We start from the raw sequence: 17,824 nt of genomic DNA, 5'->3' as shown, positions 1-17,824 counted from the left end.
ATATTTCATGAACTTTTACCTTTCGATATACAATAGTTTCCAGTTTTAGTATATTTAATATAGCTCTTAAATAATTTGAACATAAGAATAATCTTTTATAATTTTTACGAAAGAAAGGGTTTATTTATGTATTTAGCAAATCTCACTTTATGGAATTTTAGAAAATACGGCACTACATTTAACGGCGATGGTTCACATTCTCCCGGTCTCTCTCTAAGATTCAACTCCAAACTAAATCTTTTGGTGGGTGAAAACGATGCAGGCAAAACCGGGATAATCAGTGCAATTAAGATGGTTTTGAATACACATAGTAATGATTTCCGTAGACCTGACACAGAGGATTTCTATTTAGAACCAGGGAAAGAGGAACATTGTCGATGCACTGAATTTAAGATTGAGTGCACTTTCAAAGATTTATCTAATATGGAAGCGAAAAATTTTCTAGAGTGGCTAAGTTTTGAAGAAAATGATACTGGAGACATTACATATTATTTAAAGTTAACTTTTATTGCCAATAGAGAAGGAAGAAATATTACTTATGATTTGAGAGTTGGTACACATGAAGGAGGTTCTCAAATAAACGGAAAGGCACGTGATCTATTAAAGACCACTTTTCTTAAGCCTCTAAGGGATTCTGAAAGTGAATTAACATCCAGACGAAATTCTAGACTTTCTCAGATTCTTTACAATCATGGTGCCTTCAGCAACGAAGACGACCATGAATTAATAAGAATTATTAAAGAGGCAAATAAATCTATAAGTAACTATTTTCAAGGTGTCGACTTAACAGGCAATCCCATTACCGATAGTAATGGAAAAGAATTATTAGAAGAATTAAACACCTATTTAAGTAGTTTTTCCAGAGAAGGAAACCTCCTTGTATCAAACTTTAATATTGCCGATACAAAATTAAAATCGATTTTAGAAAAACTTAGTCTTCACCTCTTTAGTACTAACTCCGGTTTAGGTTCACAAAATTTATTGTTTATTGCGACCGAGTTATTATTGCTTAAAAGAGATGATTTTACTGGTCTTAAATTGGCATTGATTGAAGAAATAGAGGCACACCTACACCCGCAGTCTCAAGCATTGCTAATTGAATATCTTGAGGCAACATGTAACGATTCGAATATCCAAATGATTTTAACCACTCATAGTCCTAATCTTGCTTCCAAAGTGAGTATTGAAAATATAATTATTTGTAAAAACAACGGTGTATTCAATATGTCGGCTGAAGACACAGAGTTAAGAAAAGGAGATTATGCGTTTCTGCAACGCTTTTTAGATGTAACTAAATCTAATATGTTTTTTGCTAATGGAGTTATCATGGTTGAGGGTGATGCTGAAAATATATTAATTCCTGTTATAGCAAAGATAATTGGTGTTCCTCTGTCTAAACATGGCATATCTATTACGAATGTGGGAAGTACAGCCTTTTTGAGATACTCTGGTATCTTTCTAAGAAAAGAAGAGCATCATAGTATGGGTGTTCGAGTTGCCTGTATTACAGATTTAGACGTTGTACCTGTACTAAATAATTCAAAAAATTATATTCTTCAGCCTGAGCATCAATCCTTAATAAACTGTTTGAAGCAAATAAAAGAAAAGAAATTTGAAGGAGACAAAACATATAATAAGCAGCGAAAAGAAGCTTTATACAGTAATAGAGATGTTAAGTGTTATGTATCTAAAAGTTGGACGCTCGAATACTGCATAGCACTTAGCCATTTTAGAGAAGAGTTCTTTAAAGCAGTTAAGTATGCTGAATTCATCCAAAACAGTGAAAAACACGGATTAACAGAAGTGAAAATGGAAAAAGGCAATGAATTTATAAAAGTAGAATTGGAAAAATGGGATACTGAAAAACGAAGTAACGAGGAAATTGCATATTATATTTATAATGACTACATGCTTAATAAGAAAATTTCAAAAGCAATTGTTGCACAGTGTTTTGGAAATCTTCTTGCTAAAATGGATCCCCAAGTTGCTGAAAAAAGGATTACGGGAGATGAAAACCTAAGATACTTAGTGAATGCAATAAAATATGCAGCAGGGTTAGGTGAAGATGAGTGAAAATTACCATATCCGATGATGATATTAACCAAGCAGAAAACTTGTTTTTGCCTCAAGGCAAAAAGTTTAACGAAGAAAATTTAAAGATAATAAAAAGTTTAGAATCAAAAGATATTATTGCGTGCCCAGGAAGTGGAAAAACCACAACATTGTTAGCAAAAATTTTTGTAATTAGTAACCATTTCCCACTTCAAAATAATCAGGGGATTTGTGTCATAACACATACTAATGTTGCCATAGATGAAATTAAAGAGCGACTTGGAACAGAAAGTAATAAGTTATTTGAGTACCCGAATTTTTTTGGTACTATCCAATCTTTTGTTAACCAATTTTTGGCTATACCATATTTTCAAAATACATATGGGAAAAATGTAGTTTCAATTGATGATGATATTTATAACAAAGAAATGATTAAAGAATTCTACAGCATGAGTCGTGTATTAAGGTTTGGATTAGAAAAAAAATTCAATACCAGAGATCTTCTTATTGAAGGTATTACAAATCTAAGGTTTTGCTTGGATAGTGATCTGCTTGTAAATAGATACACTGGACAGCCTTTGTACAAACAAGGTAAAACTCTTGAAGCCTTAAAGGATATAAAGAAAAAAATTATGGAAAAAGGGATTTTATGTTACGACGATGCCTATTGGTTAGCTCAAAAATACTTACAAAAATGCGAAGTTCCGCTTCAAGAAATTTTTTCAAATAGATTTAAATTTTTATTTATAGATGAAATGCAAGATACCTCTAGACTCCAATGTGAATATTTGAACAGAATCTTTGATAAAGAAAAAGTTATTGTCCAAAGATTTGGTGATCCAAACCAATCAATTTATGAAGACTCAACTAAATCAAGCTGGGAATTTTGGGATGAACCTTTAAGGATTACAAATAGTAAGAGAAATTCACCGATTATTTCTAAAATGCTTTCTCATTTTGAGATAGCCGATTCGGGTATGAATGGCAATAATGATATAGACATTATCACCCCTAAAATTTTGATTTTCAGAGAATCAAACATTAACTGTGTTCTGCCGAAGTTTGGACAATTAATAGCTGAGAATAAATTAAATTTAAATCCTCATTGCACATTTAAAGCTGTGGGGAGAATTGGTAAGAAAAATGAAAATGGTAGATTGAATATTACTAGTTACTTTCCAGAATACAGCAGGAAAGTTACCGATACAAAGTCTAAGCTGTATCTTACTGATTTTTTAAGTAAGGAAAAAATAGACCCTAATAATAATAAAGATGTTGATGAGTATAAAAATTCTATTCTTAACGCTCTTATCAGACTACTTTGGATAGCCCAAATTAAAAAGGATACTAGTAACTATTTCACTAAAAAGAGTTTATTAGAAAAAATTGAACAAGAAAATCCATCTGTCTTTCTCGAGTTAGAAGAGAATTTGTTCACTTGGTGTTTAAAGATAAGAAGGGGAGAAGATATAACACAAGAATTTATTAATCAGAGTAACAAAATACTTTCGACAATATATAATCATAATGATTTTGAAATTTTCGAAAAATTTTATAAAGAAATGGGAACGGAAACGAAGACTAAACAAGTGTTAAATTCCCCTAATATTTTTAATTATCCCATTTCAGAAGTTGAAAAATTGCAAATTCACCTTAACACAGTGGCAGGAGTTAAAGGTGAAACACATACAGCTACCTTGTTTTTAGAAACTTGTTATTATACAGATGACGTTAGAACTCTTATAGACTACTTTAAAGGACAAAACAAAAAGTCGAAAATAGGAAAACGAGAAATATCTGCTTTAAAACATACATACGTGGCTATGTCCAGACCTACACATTTGCTATGTATAGCGGCACAAAAATCTTCAATCGACGGACATGAAAAAGAGCTAAAATTGGCAGGTTGGGAATTGATTGAATTATAGTTTACAGATCAAACTAAAACTAAAGTCGGAACTATTACTGATTTAAAATATTTTATATCTACAAAAAGTTAATACCTGGTAGAAATTTATTCTTTAAGCTTAAAGACAGCTTAGCAAACTTAGTGAGCTGTCTAATTTTACAAGAATTTTTGGGCATACAGATATTAAGCTGTAAGATTGTTTGACTGGATGAATGATTTAAAAGAAATATAATATCCCTCTTTATTAATCGTATAATTGAGTTTCTTCTATTATCTATAATGATTCTTCGTACTCTCTCACTAGTTTATAAAAGGTTGTCTTTTTTACACCGATTACATCCATTGTTTTCACTGCTGTTAACTCATTTGATTTCCATCGAGCATACGTTTATTTAAACTCCTCAGTAATCTTATTCCTTTGCTGTCTATATACTCTTCCATGTTGCAATGCTAGATCAATCCCTTCACGCTGCCGTTTTCGAATTCTCTCTCGTTCCTCTTCTGTCATCCATGAAATAAGTAGTAATACAAGATTCGCAATGAATGTACCATTGGGTAGTGTAGAGTAAGGGCATGCCCAGTACAACAAATATCAGCATAGATGTTTTTGTTATGTCGTTCCATTCTTACATAATCTCTTCTTTGTTCCTGCCAAATCGATCCAGCGAGTGAATATAAAGCATATCACTTATCCAGATGATACGTTTAAGAAATTGATATTGAGCCCTCTTGAAGTCTTTCCACTTTATTAATTGTACTAACACGATTTAGAGCGATTTATTTTTTCTTGGGCTGTGCTTTAATAAATTTAAGTTAAATTAAACGAAGAAGTTAGAGAAAATACGGACCATGGTCGTGCCAGATATCTCAAGAAAGGCTTCTGACTCGAGGACGCTTGATTCAAGGATGTCAAAGGTTGCATTTGTAAGAATAACAAGTATTGAATGGTTTCTTTGATAATGTATAAACGCATTCCACTTTAGCTATCATCGCTCCTTTTAATACTTCATAAGAAACACTCATACTGTTAATCAAAACAGAAGCAAGAAACAGATGTGTGGAAAGAGAAAATATTGGAAGGTTATTCAGTTTGTTTGTCGAAATTAATAAGATGCAAACGAGAATTATGAGCTTGAAACGAAACAATCATTGCAATAAGGAGAATGATTTGCTTGGAGAACACCAATGTAGTGGAAGTGAGTGTGACGATATTAGCATGGTGCGTCATTGCATGGATAGCCTATCGTCTGTATAACAGGCAAGCAGATAAACCGAAGATTTGGAAAGTGCTAGTTGTCATGCTGGTCGGGTTGTTTTCGTTTTTAATCAATATTGAAATTTTCGGTATGTTGATGAGAATATCAATTTTGCCTCTTGGTGTATGGATTTTATATGCCTATTTTAGAAAAAAGAATGAGGAGTGGCAGATTTACCGACCATTTGCCTGGCTTGGTTTTGTAGCCAACTTTATCATTCTCGCTTTTGCGCTGCTTGCGGTTCCCATTTTTCAGTTCATGTATCCAAGCGAACCTTCAACATTTCTTTCGAACATTAACGATGCATCTATTATTCCCATTCACCCTGGAGTAAGGCCTCAGGAAATGGATAAAGAAAATGCTTTGGCAACCCTCCTTGATTTCAGTGAAGAACCGATTCATAGCGAAGTCTGGTATCGCGAAGCGGATTTAGAAGCGGATTCAACCAACACACAAGAAAAGTTTCCTTACCAACTTATCGGAGTCATCCCAAAATGGGGCAGTGGACTGATCTCTGTTGTTTATATTGAAGAAGATGGAAAAGGGCTTTTGATATCCACTCCAAAAGAACAACATTATTTTCGCTTTAAACACTCTCTGATTGAGGGGGTAAATTAAGGTGTCAAAGAAAAAACTACTTATCATATTAAGTATCTTGGCCATATTGCTGATCTTCAGTTTGATATATTGGATTACTTCTATTAATCCGAGTTCCTTTCCGGACAAGGAAGAATTGATGGAGGAAATCAATCACATTTTCCCTCCAGCGAATGTAAAAGAGATTCAGGATACCATCGTGCTGGATGAAAAACATGTATTTGTTCCGTTTATATCGGAAGAGAACAATTATGGAGTCAGTCATTGGGTTTGGGAACAAAGAAAATGGGAACTAGCGAGAGTCAATACAGGAGGTGAACCACATTCATGGCGTATTGAGAATGAAGATTTATCCACTACGCACTTGGTGTGGAACATCTCACCTGAAATACCCATTGAAAAGCTGAAGTTCTATTTGATAAAAGATCGGTCATTCCACATTACGGATGGCATCGACTACTATGATCCAGGTGTGCAGCTCGAGGAAATCGTTGAACTCTCGGACACATCATACGGTGCCATGCCATTGCCAGATAGTTGGTCATCCATCTTGGCTTCCTATACAAAGTTGGAGACGGCTAGACAACCAGATATATTCAGTAATTTCTTTATAGAACAATATATGTATTTGGGCTGGATGGCCTATGACTATTCCGGCAAAGTGCTTCCCACTGTTAATGCCTTGAATGGAAGTGGCTTTACTGGTGGGGATGAACACATTGAGCATATCAGGTTACTGGATAAGTTAGAGATTGAAGCAGCGGACTAACAATTCAAGTAATGGAATAAAGCCTGTCATCGACTGAAGTGTTTCATACTTCAGTCAATGACAGGCTTCTTTTATTGTTGAATGAGTTTTTACAAGTTACAAGTGCCATAATATGTTCCATACTATCCTTTTGTCTATTTAGTAATAATAATATGCAAATTATTTTGAATATTGGAACTTAAGTGTCACGTAAAACGTACTAATTAAGATATTGTTTACTAGATTCAATTCAATAATGTCATAGCTTTAGTAAAAGGATACGAACTAAAGGAGATTTCTAATGACTCGTAAAGAAATGAAAGAGCAAAAGTTAAAATCTAAAAAGTCCCTTATTATCAAGATATCAGTTCTACTAGTAGCAGGAATTCTTATTAGTGGTTCCGCATATGGATTTTATTTAGTGAAAAAAGCTGAGACTGCTGCAGAAAAATCTTATGAAGCTGTTGAAAACCGCGATGGTTCTGTTCTCCGAAACAGTGAAGTTACGCCACTTGAAGATAATGTATCTATTCTATTTATTGGAGTCGACGATAGTGAAACGCGTAATCAAGGAACAAATGAAAGTCGGTCAGATGCATTAATGTTAGCAACCTTAAACAATAAAGAAAAAACCGTGAAATTAGTCAGCATCCCACGTGATTCATTTGTTTACATCCCTGAAATTGGCTATGAAGATAAAATCAATCATGCCCTTTTCAAAGGTGGAGTAAAGGCGACAATTGAAACTGTTGAGAATCTACTAGAAGTCCCGGTTGATTATTATGTACGAATGAATTTCAATGCATTCATTGATGTCGTGGATGCTTTTGAGGGTATTAATGTCAATGTACCGTACGATCGGTTAGAGAAAGATGAAGAAGATCAATACACGATTAAATTAAAAAAAGGATTTCAAAAACTTGATGGGCGAGAAGCACTTGCATTGGCACGGACAAGAAAGCTAGACAATGATATTGAACGTGGGAAAAGGCAACAAGAAATCCTATCCGCCATTGTAAAAAAAGCCTCTTCAGCCTCTTCATTTACGAAGTATGGGAATGTAATTGATGCAGTTGGTGACAATATGAAAACGGATATGACATTTGATGAAATGAAATCATTTTTATCCTATATAAAAGATGGAATGCCTCAAGTAGATACAATGACTCTAAGTGGTTATGATGACACAACAACTAACACCTATTTTTGGAGACTGGATCAAGAGGTATTATCGGAAACGCAAAACCTACTTAAAGACCATCTGAAATTGGAACCTTAGATGGGCATTCGCAAAACTTCATATTTAACGGTTTGTTTTGATACAGGGGAGTAAGTATGGAGATTTGAATGGGCATTTAATCTTTTGTTACAAGCTAAAATGGGTGGCACTTTTTCCTCGAAAATGCACAGGTACAAATGAAAGAAAAGGTGCCACCCACTGTAATACAATTACGATGAGTTTAAATATCAAGTACCACAATAAGTTCGATAAGACTGATCTATTTCTGCCGGCACTGTACAGAAATCCATCTGTTCTTGTGTATGCGCATAAGGTTTCGAAAGAACTTCAAGCAGCTTCTCCATCACGCTATAATCTCCATTTTCCACAGCGGATTCTAGTGCTACTTCTACCCGGTGGTTGCGAGGGATTATTGCAGGATTGCTGTTTCGCATTAACTGCAGAGTGTCGTCTTTTGATTCCTGCTGTCTTTTTAGTCTTGCTTGCCACAGCTCATTCCACAGCTTAAATTCTTCGCTGTTAAACAGTGCCGTCTCTTCCAACTTATCTAAAGTGAGTGCACGAAACGTATTTGTATAATCCGCACTATGATTCTGCATCATATTTAGGAGATCCTCAATAAGTTTTTCATCCTCTTTCTCTTCATTAAAAATCCCGAGTTTTGCTCTCATTCCCGCATACCAGTTCTCGTGATAGAACTTATTAAATTCTCCAATTGCCTCTGTTGCCATTTTAATCGCCTCATTCTGATCATCATCCAGAAGCGGCAAAAGTGTTTCTGCAAATCGTGCGAGATTCCACCCACCAATATAAGGCTGATTTCCGTATGCATAGCGACCTTGATAGTCAATAGAGCTGAATACCGTTGCTGGATTATATGCATCCATAAATGCACATGGGCCATAGTCGATAGTTTCACCGCTGATGGTCATGTTGTCGGTGTTCATGACTCCATGGATAAAGCCAACGAGTTGCCATTTAGCGATCAATTCAGCCTGACGTTTGATGACTTCCTGAAGTAGTGATAGATATCGATTTTCATCATCTGCAATATGAGGATAATGGCGCTCGATTGTATAGTCCGCCAGCGTCCGGACGTCTTCAATTGTCCCAAAATTTGCAGCGTACTGAAAGGTACCAACACGCAAATGACTGGCAGCGACACGGGTAAGAATAGCACCAGGCAGTTCGGTTTCGCGGATGATGGACTCACCTGTGGTCACTACTGCTAAGCTTCGGGTAGTGGGTATGCCAAGTGCATGCATAGCTTCGCTGATGATGTATTCTCGCAACATTGGTCCAAGTGCCGCTCGACCGTCGCCATTACGTGAATAGGGGGTAGGACCCGAACCCTTGAGCTGAATATCAAACCGGTCACCTGAAGGGGGAATTTGTTCGCCAATCAGAAGTGCACGGCCGTCTCCCAACATATTAAAATTGCCGAATTGATGGCCAGCATACGCTTGAGCTAGCGGGATTGATCCTTCAGGAATGCTATTGCCAGCAAGCACTGCTACTCCGTCTTTACTTTTTAATTCCACGTTATTCAAACCAAGATTTGTTGCCAAAGTATCATTAAAGATTACTAACTCCGGTGAGGGCACAGCATTTGGAGTGATTTTCGTGAAAAATGATTTAGGGAGTCGTGCATAACTGTTGTCTAAGTTCCATCCGGTTTCTAACATTGGTTTTTCCTCTGTCATCAAATCACCTTTTCTTCTACAGTCTTTTGTATTTTTTCATTCACATATTATATTTTTCGATTTACTTCCTATATAAAACATCTCATTTAATGTTACCTTCTTCCAATTAATTATACCCTTCTTACATATAGATAGCGTCCTTTAAGCATTTTCCAAGTGTGTACAAATCTCAGAAACATGTGGACTAAAAGCAGTGGAATACGACATCGAATGGTAGGATGCTTGTAACGAAAACCTCAGTTCGAGATAATAGGGAAAATACCTTGACGTTTCAACCAAGAGTTTCAGGAAGGATCACCCTATGAATTTTTCATTAAATGAGTCAAAAATAAAAAGTCTGTGCGGAATGGTCGCTTATAAAAAAGGTCGAGCCTTACACCAAGCAGGGAAAGTCTTTCTCAAGCCCGATACAGAGGACGATTTATCCATTAAGGCTACTGTCGAAGGTAGAGACATGTTTGAGGTAAGCGTGAGACAAACACAAGATGGGAAAATTCTGGCTTCTTGCAGTTGTCCGCCTGTTGGATTCGTAACGACCTACTGCCATCATATTGCAGGTGTTCTTTTGGCGATCGATGAAAACCAACAGCGGGAAAATCCCATGACTGCCAAAATGCTTGGTTTATTTACTCAACAAACTCCAAGACCAAGAGGCAAGCGGCTTCATTTTGATAAGCGTCAGGTTCTCCAAGTGGAATTTAACTGTAGCCCTGTGTTTCTCGGGAAAGCAGGCTATGTATTGGGAATACAAATAAAAGCCGGTACTGAAAGATTGGCTAGTATCGTAAACGTGAGAGAATTCTTGACGAAGGTGGAGCAAGGAGATTCATATGAATGTGCTCCCGATTTTTTATATAGTCCGGACATCTATAGTTTTGACAAAGAAACAGAAGAAGTCATTCTTTTCTTAATGAAAAGCCAGCGAATTGCAGAAAGTTTGGATTCTACTAAAGAAACATTGGTCATATCCGCTTCCGATTGGGAGCAATTACTGCCTTTATTGCTGAAAGCTCCTTCAGTAAAGGTGACCCATGCTGGTAGGACGGTTGACGGTCTCCATTTAAAGAAAGAATTGCCTTTGTCTTTTCGATTTGACGAAGCCCGTTCAGGTGGCTATCAACTCGAGGTTGACGGAATAGATGAGATTCTCGTGTTAAAAGCTTACGATACTGCATTTTCTAGTGGGGCATTCATACAAATGTCCACAGAAGATATCATCCGTCTGGCCGAACTAAAAGAGCTGATTGAAGGGTCACAAAAGCGGCTGCTCATTTCTTCTGCTCAAATGAATCATTTTATGGAAACGGTCATCCCTGGATTGGAGCGACTAGGGAAAGTACAGATTGCAGATTCGATTACTGAACGCTGGGTGGAAACGCCACTTAGCGCAAGATTGTATTTGGACCGAATTAAACATCGGTTGGTAGCTGGGCTTGAGTTCCATTACGGACATCTGGTCATCAATCCATGCGAAGAAACGGAAGATGAGTTCCGTCACTATCCGGGCGTTCGAAGACAGCGCAATAAAGAACTAGAGATCATAAAATTAATTCAAGACAGTTCTTTTAATCAGACGGATGGCGGTTTTTACATGCACGACGAAGAATCGGAATATCATTTTCTGTTTCATGTCGTTCCGGAAATAGAGAAACTCGTACAGATTTATGCCACCACTGCGGTGAAACTACGGGTACAAAAAGCGTATGCGGGTCCAAAAATCAAAGTGGAAATTGGGGAGAGAACGGATTGGCTCTCTTTCCGTTTTGACCTCCAAGGGATACCCGAATCAGAAATCAAGAAAATCCTGAAGTCTCTCGAAGAAAAGCGAAAGTATTACCGAATTCCTAACGGGACATTAATGTCGCTCGAAACAAAGGAATTCTTGGCATTGAATGATTTCCTGCGAGACTTAGGAATTCCGGCAGATAATTTCGATGAGGAAGGTATTCGTGTCCCTTTGATTCAAGGAATGCATCTGGTTGAGGCTCTTGAAGAAGGTCGGCTAGTGGATCCAGGGAAAACATTTGCCAAGCTCATGAAAAATTTACATCGTCCTGATGTTTTGCATAGCGAAGTGCCGCAGAGTTTAGAGAACGTGCTCCGTGATTACCAAAAAGTCGGATTCAGCTGGTTCAAGTTGCTGGCCAAATATAAATTTGGAGGCATTCTGGCTGACGATATGGGGCTTGGTAAAACCCTACAAAGTATTGCCTTCATTTTATCAGTGCTTCCGGATATTCGTGCCCGAAAGTTGCCGGTCTTGATTGTCGCACCTTCATCTCTGGTTTATAACTGGTTGAATGAACTGAAGAAATTTGCTCCAGATATACAGGCGGGAATTATAGATGGCAATAAAGCCAAAAGAGCGTCTTTATTAAAAGAAAGTGCGGGACTTGACGTCATCATCACATCGTACCCGGTGTTACGTATGGATCGAGCGCTTTACCATGATAAACGCTTTCATACTTTGTTTTTAGACGAAGCGCAGGCATTTAAAAACCCTGTTACCCTGACGGCAAAAGCAGTCAAAGTGATTCAGGCCGAATATCGTTTCGCCCTGACAGGGACACCAATCGAAAATTCATTGGATGAATTATGGTCGATTTTCTCAGTCGTCTTTCCAGAACTGCTGCCGAATCGAAGACTGTATAGTGAAATGAGACGGGCAGATATAGCCAAACGAGTACGCCCGTTCATTTTACGTAGGTTGAAAAAAGAGGTCTTGAAGGAACTGCCTGATAAAATCGAAATCATTCAGTTATCCGAATTGCATAAAGAGCAGAAGAAGTTGTATGCCGCTTATTTAGCGGAATTGAAGCAAGATGCTTTAAAGCATTTGAACAAAGACAGCTTTAGAAAAAATCGCATCAAAATTTTAGCCGGATTGACGCGGCTTCGCCAACTATGCTGCCATCCTGCATTATTTGTTGAAGGCTATGATGGCGGGTCGGCGAAATTTGATCAATTGATGGAAATTGTGGAGGAATGCCGGGTATCAGGAAGACGCGTATTGGTCTTTTCCCAGTTTACACAAATGCTCGGGATTATCGCGCAGCGACTGAGTGAAAGTGGACAACCTTATTTTTATTTAGATGGCAAAACCCCTCCTATGGACCGTGTAGATTTATGCAACCGGTTCAATGAAGGCGAAGGAGATTTATTTCTTATTTCCTTAAAAGCCGGCGGTACTGGTTTGAATCTGACAGGTGCAGATACGGTGATCCTGTATGATCTTTGGTGGAATCCAGCAGTCGAGCAACAAGCTGCTGACCGGGCCTATCGCATGGGGCAGAAAAACGAAGTGCAGGTCATCCGCTTAGTCGCGAAAGGAACGATTGAAGAGAAAATCACCGAACTTCAAATGAAAAAACAAAACCTGATTGACGAAGTCATCCAGGCAGGCGAAGAACCATTAAAGGCGATGACAGAAGAAGATATCCGTGAAATATTAAGGGTATAAAAAGTTAAAAATTATGTAAAGAAGCGAGCGAAATTCAATTTTCGGTCGCTTCAACTTTTTCTAGGATGTGGAATCTTGCTATGGGTGGCACTTTATCGCCAAAAATGCCCAGGTACAAACAAAGGAAAAGGTGCCACCTATAGCGATAACGGGTTCTGTTTTAAGTACAGTTTTCCCGTGTTACTAAAAAACAACTTAAAATGTATAACTAATTACACCTCAATTTTGATGCTTTTTTCATTGAGTTTTCAACGGAATAAATAATGTTACAAAGTATTCTAATGATTAAAGGGTGTTTTGTGAAAATAAGGTAAAATACAAAAGATAGAGCGCTTACTGTTGAAAAAACTTAGTGAGTTAGGAGTGGTTGGTTCTGAAGAAATATATTGGCTTTCTTTCTGTCTGTTTAATTTCAGTATTGTTGTTAATAGGATGTAACAAAGATCAGGTTATTGGGTTTGATGAGACTATTAAGACTGATATGAAACAGCTTTCTAGGGTGGATGTTCAACAGATAAATTCAGATGGAAGTTTCGACGATGTAACAACTATTGGAGATAAAGATTCTGTTGATTTGCTTAGACAAATATTTGTGCAAATTGAATGGGAACAAGATAAAAAAGTAACGATGTCTAGAAGAGAAGATGTAAAAGCAAATTTATTTTTCAACTGGGATAAAAATATGCCAGAGAGAATTTTTGAATACTCCATTTGGTTTGAAACAGGAGGAAATGCAACCATTACTGTCAGCGATGAAAATGCCTATGGAAGACTAGATAGAGAAAATGCCCAAACTTTAAGCGATTTGATTTCAATATCACCTTTACCATTAACAGAAATCATCACTGAAGAACCTTTAATTATCGGTTATATCGTAGAGATTAATGAAGAAAAACAAGTAATTGCTATTGTAGAAAACATAACAAAAAAAGAAGCCATAGACTGGAAAGACAGTAAAAGCCTTGATGTCCACTGGTTGTCTTCAAATGGAACGAAGTTTGAGGGGAAATTGGTAAAAGGTAACAAGGTAGCTGTTTGGAAGTATGAAGATGGATCAGAGAAAACCGGAGAAATAGCTAAACGCATCATACTCTTAGAAAAATAAGAAATACACTATCTAAAAAGGGAGGCTATCATCATGAAGTTTCAGATTGATGAGGCAATTGAAATACTCGAACGTACAACAAAAGTACTTAGTAATTTGCTCTGTGGTTTATCGAATTCATGGACCGCTTGTGACGAAGGAGAAGCTACTTGGAGTGCATTTGATGTAATTGGTCACCTGATTGAAGGGGAAAAATATAATTGGATTCCACGAATAGAAACAATTATTTCAAAAGGAGAAACAGAAACCTTCCCTGTATTTGACCGCTTTAGTCAACTGCACCAAAACTCAGAGAAAACAATGGAACAATTACTTAGTGAGTTTACAGAACTGCGTTTAAATAGCCTAGAAAGGTTAAGCAATTTAGTTAATGCTCATACAGATCTAGAACAAACGGGTTTACATCCGGAATTCGGAAGTGTGAAACTCAGAGAACAACTATCAACTTGGGTTGCACATGATCTTGATCACATATCCCAAATTGCAAGAGTGATGGCGAAACGGTATAAAGAAGATGTGGGACCTTGGAAGGCTTATCTGCGCATCTTGAATCAATAACAATGGAAAAGATACTTAGTTATTTAAAAACAAAGGAATCCAACAACTAAGCGAAAAGCTGGATTTTTAATTGTCTTGACTATATAAATAAGCAAAATAAAAGGGGAGACATCCATGAGCATTGCAGATTATTCGAAATTCCAAATCTACAAAAACCTAATCCAGTCTCTACCTATGCCTTTAGAGAATGAAGCATTAATCAATGACCAGTTTTTCCTGGAAAAAGACGAGAAGAAAAAACTCGAAATTTATTATGCTCCATTTGAATATGTAAACGTAAATGCCAAAGTTGTGATCGTTGGGATTACTCCCGGGTTACATCAAATGAAGAAATCCTACTCGACGGTGTTGAATGTGATGGATCAGCCCTTATCGGATGAAGAGGTTCTGCATGAAGTGAAGAAAAAATCAAGCTTTGAAGGACCGATGCGGAAAAATCTGATTCACATGCTAGATGAACTTGCTTTGAACAATTATTTGGGGTTATCATCTTCAAGCGAACTTTTCGATAAAGCGAGTCATTTGGTTCAAACGATGTCGGTATTGCCTTATCCTGTATTTTATAACGGGAAAAACTACAATGGGTCTACGCCCAATATTCTTAAAACAGAAGTCCTTAAACGCCACATTCTTGACTACACGGCTGGTGAGCTTAACAAGTTAAATGATGCTCTCATTATTCCACTCGGAGTGAATGTTTCGAAGGTAATCGAGTATCTTGCTGAGTGTGGCTATATCAATAAAGAGTCGATCTTAACTGGCTTTCCTCATCCATCCGGAGGAAATGGTCACCGACATAAGCAATTTGCCGCCCATAAGGAAGACATGCAACGAAAACTAAAGGATTATTTTGGTGAGCATCAATAGCTATACGGGGGACGGGGGACTTTAATGTTAGGGAATAACTATGAGAATTTATTCGGTTACATAAAGTATTTTGAAAATGACAACCTAGAGTTTTATAAATGGCAATCGACTAAACGTGAAGATGGTGTCATTACGATGTCGTATCCTGTTTACGATAAGAAATTACGTGAATTTATTCAAGACGTATATGACAGTGGCATCATGTTGAATGATTATCAAAGCTTAGTAAGCAGTGACATCAGCACTGGTGATGATGCAATTATTTTAATAAATAATACAGATAACTCTGAAAAGTTAAGGGCTTTGCTAACATACTTTGTTCGTCAGGAAAGATTTAGTGAAGGTTCTTGGGCTGAAGCTGCTAATAAGCGAATTTTCCTTTCTATATTACTCAAGTTAAAGAGTATGGGAGAGGAATGCTGATAACTAAAGTAGAAATCAATCAACTAAGAAAGAAGTTGGATTTTTTTATTTAGGACTACGAATTCGTGAAATTTGCACGTGCAATCGTGGCATCTCATTTCATTAATCACACCATTTTCATGATACGATAGGAATAGATAAAACAATGAAGTGGGGGGAGATTCAATGTTTCTGGAAAAGATTAAAAATGGGTTGAATCATAATCAACCTCTATTTATTGGCGAGGAGACCGCGATGCGTGCGGCAGTTCTGATTCCACTTGTTCAAGTGGATGGAGAATGGCATGTTCTTTTTGAGGTACGTTCCCTGACGATGAGAAAACAACCAGGGGATATCAGTTTTCCTGGTGGACGAATCGATTTAACAGACGCATCTCCGATGGACGCAGCCATTCGGGAAACGCACGAGGAGCTGGGAATTGATACTTCAAACATCCACGTCCTGGGGCAGATGAGTGTGTTCATTCCAACGTCTTCTTTAGTTGTCTACCCATTTGTGGCGACAATTGATAACCATCATATACATTCTCTCAATAAAGATGAAGTGGAAGAAATCTTCACAATTCCGGTCAATTGGCTGTTGGAGCACAAGCCATACGTGCATATGGTTCCTGTTCAACCCATGCCACAAAATGATTTCCCATATGATAAAATCGCGAACGGCACTGAGTACCAATGGAGATCTCGGGTGATTGAGGAATGGTTTTATGATTACGAGCAGTATACTATTTGGGGTTTGACTGCGAGGATTTTAAAGCATTTTATTGAAACGATTAGATAGAAGAGTGTGAATTAAAACGAGCGATGATCAAGTCATCGCTCGTTTCTTTTCTGCTGTATCAGTAAGCACCTTTTGAGTAAGTAACTTCATAGCTATGGCTATATACTTCAAAGATGATGCCGAACGGATCTTCGACGTAACACATTCTATACGGTTTTTCGTTCGGATAATATTCGCGTATTGGCATTCGCTGTTTGCCGCCAGCTTCCACGATTTTGTTCACCATGCCTTCAATATCTGGATCCTGGATACTGAAGTGGAAAACCCCACTCTTCCAGTATTCAAAGTTATTTTCCGGTTTTTCACTTTTGGCAAACTCGAATAATTCGATGCCGATTCCGTCAGACGTGACCATATGAGCAATCTTGAAAGTTTTCCAGCCTTCTCCGAATACATCGATGCACATTTGACCGATTGCTGTTTCTCTTTCTTCCAAAACCTCCGATGGTTCCATAACGATATACCAACCCATGACCTCGTGATAAAATGTAACGGCTGCTTCCAAATTGGGTACAGATAATCCAATGTGTGAAAATGCGCGTGGATACGTCATTATTAATTCTCTCCTATATGTTAATATAATTGTTTTCTTTACGATGACTAGTATACGAAGTGCTTTTTGTTTTCACAATACGGCACTATTTTGTGCGTTAGGCACGAAAACCATACGAATGAATAAAGGAGGACAACATGAGCAAAGTCAAAAAGGAGTACGATTGCGCGTTGGTTTTGACAATCGATTTAATCGGGGGCAAATGGAAGCTCATTATTCTGTGGTATTTAATCAGTGGGGCGAAACGTTTTGGCGAATTGAAAAAATCAATCCCGAGCATCACGCAAAAAATGCTCACTGAGCAGTTAAGGGAGCTTGAAGAACGAGCGATTATCTCGAGAAAAGTCTACGCCACGGCTCCACCGAAAGTAGAATATGCAATGACTGACTTCGGCACCAGCCTGATTCCATTAATCAATGGTCTCTGTACGTGGACGGAAGAATATGCGAAAGAAAATGATATAACACTACATGAATAAGAAAAGCCAAGTTGGATGATGACCAACTTGGCTTTTTTGCATTGTGGGTGGCACTTTTATGCCCAAAACGCACAGGTACCGAAAGGGGAAAAGG

General features: G+C 37.5%; 14 protein-coding genes. 12 read left to right on the top strand and 2 right to left on the bottom strand.

What is annotated here, in order from left to right; translation table 11 throughout:
• Positions 1-126 precede the first annotated feature (126 nt).
• From M9R32_RS07985 to M9R32_RS07965, 5 genes are all read left to right on the top strand, one after another.
• Positions 127-2,073 carry an ATP-dependent nuclease gene (locus tag M9R32_RS07985; RefSeq protein WP_269926201.1) on the top strand — a complete coding sequence of 649 codons (1,947 nt, stop codon included), beginning with the start codon at positions 127-129 and terminating at the stop codon, positions 2,071-2,073.
• Positions 2,070-3,980, top strand: a complete 1,911-nt coding sequence (locus M9R32_RS07980; RefSeq protein WP_269926200.1) for a UvrD-helicase domain-containing protein — start codon at positions 2,070-2,072, stop codon at positions 3,978-3,980. Before M9R32_RS07985 ends, M9R32_RS07980 begins: the two co-directional genes overlap by 4 nt.
• A gap of 1,153 nt (positions 3,981-5,133) precedes the next feature.
• Entirely contained in the window at positions 5,134-5,835 is a 702-nt protein-coding gene (locus M9R32_RS07975; RefSeq protein WP_269926199.1) for a hypothetical protein, read from the top strand.
• 1 nt (position 5,836) lies between these two features.
• Positions 5,837-6,583: a hypothetical protein gene (locus M9R32_RS07970; protein ID WP_269926198.1), complete on the top strand. Its 747-nt coding sequence runs from the start codon at positions 5,837-5,839 to the stop codon at positions 6,581-6,583.
• A 280-nt stretch (positions 6,584-6,863) separates the two neighbouring features.
• Complete coding sequence (locus M9R32_RS07965) at positions 6,864-7,841, top strand: LCP family protein (protein WP_269926197.1); 978 nt, start codon at positions 6,864-6,866, stop codon at positions 7,839-7,841.
• Positions 7,842-8,029: 188 nt separating this feature from the next.
• Here the strand turns inward: M9R32_RS07965 and M9R32_RS07960 are convergent, their stop codons facing one another.
• Positions 8,030-9,505 (bottom strand): protein adenylyltransferase SelO, encoded by a 1,476-nt coding sequence (locus M9R32_RS07960; RefSeq protein ID WP_269926196.1) that lies wholly within the window; start codon positions 9,503-9,505, stop codon positions 8,030-8,032.
• A 301-nt stretch (positions 9,506-9,806) separates the two neighbouring features.
• On the opposite strand from M9R32_RS07960, the gene M9R32_RS07955 reads away from it, so the two are divergent.
• The 6 genes from M9R32_RS07955 to M9R32_RS07930 all read left to right on the top strand — a co-directional run bounded on the left by M9R32_RS07955 (position 9,807) and on the right by M9R32_RS07930 (position 16,698).
• The gene (locus M9R32_RS07955; RefSeq protein WP_269926195.1) at positions 9,807-12,965 is read left to right on the top strand and encodes a DEAD/DEAH box helicase; all 3,159 of its coding nucleotides are present in this window, start codon (positions 9,807-9,809) and stop codon (positions 12,963-12,965) included.
• Between the two features lie 367 nt (positions 12,966-13,332).
• Positions 13,333-14,070, top strand: coding sequence for a hypothetical protein (locus M9R32_RS07950; protein WP_269926194.1), 738 nt, complete (start codon positions 13,333-13,335; stop codon positions 14,068-14,070).
• A gap of 33 nt (positions 14,071-14,103) precedes the next feature.
• Positions 14,104-14,628, top strand: a complete 525-nt coding sequence (locus M9R32_RS07945; protein ID WP_269926193.1) for a DinB family protein — start codon at positions 14,104-14,106, stop codon at positions 14,626-14,628.
• A gap of 114 nt (positions 14,629-14,742) precedes the next feature.
• A complete protein-coding gene (locus tag M9R32_RS07940) occupies positions 14,743-15,495 on the top strand; it encodes a hypothetical protein (RefSeq protein WP_269926192.1) in 753 nt (250 codons plus the stop codon).
• Positions 15,496-15,519: 24 nt separating this feature from the next.
• The gene (locus M9R32_RS07935) at positions 15,520-15,918 is read left to right on the top strand and encodes a DUF6508 domain-containing protein (RefSeq protein WP_269926191.1); all 399 of its coding nucleotides are present in this window, start codon (positions 15,520-15,522) and stop codon (positions 15,916-15,918) included.
• A 165-nt stretch (positions 15,919-16,083) separates the two neighbouring features.
• Positions 16,084-16,698, top strand: coding sequence for an NUDIX hydrolase (locus M9R32_RS07930; protein ID WP_269926190.1), 615 nt, complete (start codon positions 16,084-16,086; stop codon positions 16,696-16,698).
• Between the two features lie 58 nt (positions 16,699-16,756).
• Here the strand turns inward: M9R32_RS07930 and M9R32_RS07925 are convergent, their stop codons facing one another.
• Positions 16,757-17,251, bottom strand: a complete 495-nt coding sequence (locus tag M9R32_RS07925) for a lactoylglutathione lyase family protein (RefSeq protein ID WP_269926189.1) — start codon at positions 17,249-17,251, stop codon at positions 16,757-16,759.
• 137 nt (positions 17,252-17,388) lie between these two features.
• Between M9R32_RS07925 and M9R32_RS07920 the strand changes: the two genes are divergently transcribed.
• Positions 17,389-17,730, top strand: a complete 342-nt coding sequence (locus M9R32_RS07920) for a winged helix-turn-helix transcriptional regulator (protein ID WP_269926188.1) — start codon at positions 17,389-17,391, stop codon at positions 17,728-17,730.
• Positions 17,731-17,824: the final 94 nt, after the last annotated feature.

Source organism: Paenisporosarcina quisquiliarum (assembly GCF_027563315.1).
GTDB lineage: Bacteria > Bacillota > Bacilli > Bacillales_A > Planococcaceae > Paenisporosarcina > Paenisporosarcina quisquiliarum.
The sequence above is the reverse complement of the archived record's forward strand: the minus strand, read 5'-3'. Positions and strand labels throughout refer to the sequence as shown.

What these genes read in the sequence shown, in the direction of transcription:
- M9R32_RS07960 (WP_269926196.1), bottom strand. Translation starts at nt 9,505, where the DNA reads ATGACAGAGGAAAAACCAATGTTAGAAACCGGATGGAACTTAGACAAC.
- M9R32_RS07935 (WP_269926191.1), top strand. Translation starts at nt 15,520, where the DNA reads ATGTTAGGGAATAACTATGAGAATTTATTCGGTTACATAAAGTATTTT.
- M9R32_RS07955 (WP_269926195.1), top strand. Translation starts at nt 9,807, where the DNA reads ATGAATTTTTCATTAAATGAGTCAAAAATAAAAAGTCTGTGCGGAATG.
- M9R32_RS07945 (WP_269926193.1), top strand. Translation starts at nt 14,104, where the DNA reads ATGAAGTTTCAGATTGATGAGGCAATTGAAATACTCGAACGTACAACA.
- M9R32_RS07920 (WP_269926188.1), top strand. Translation starts at nt 17,389, where the DNA reads ATGAGCAAAGTCAAAAAGGAGTACGATTGCGCGTTGGTTTTGACAATC.
- M9R32_RS07985 (WP_269926201.1), top strand. Translation starts at nt 127, where the DNA reads ATGTATTTAGCAAATCTCACTTTATGGAATTTTAGAAAATACGGCACT.
- M9R32_RS07965 (WP_269926197.1), top strand. Translation starts at nt 6,864, where the DNA reads ATGACTCGTAAAGAAATGAAAGAGCAAAAGTTAAAATCTAAAAAGTCC.
- M9R32_RS07940 (WP_269926192.1), top strand. Translation starts at nt 14,743, where the DNA reads ATGAGCATTGCAGATTATTCGAAATTCCAAATCTACAAAAACCTAATC.
- M9R32_RS07925 (WP_269926189.1), bottom strand. Translation starts at nt 17,251, where the DNA reads ATGACGTATCCACGCGCATTTTCACACATTGGATTATCTGTACCCAAT.
- M9R32_RS07930 (WP_269926190.1), top strand. Translation starts at nt 16,084, where the DNA reads ATGTTTCTGGAAAAGATTAAAAATGGGTTGAATCATAATCAACCTCTA.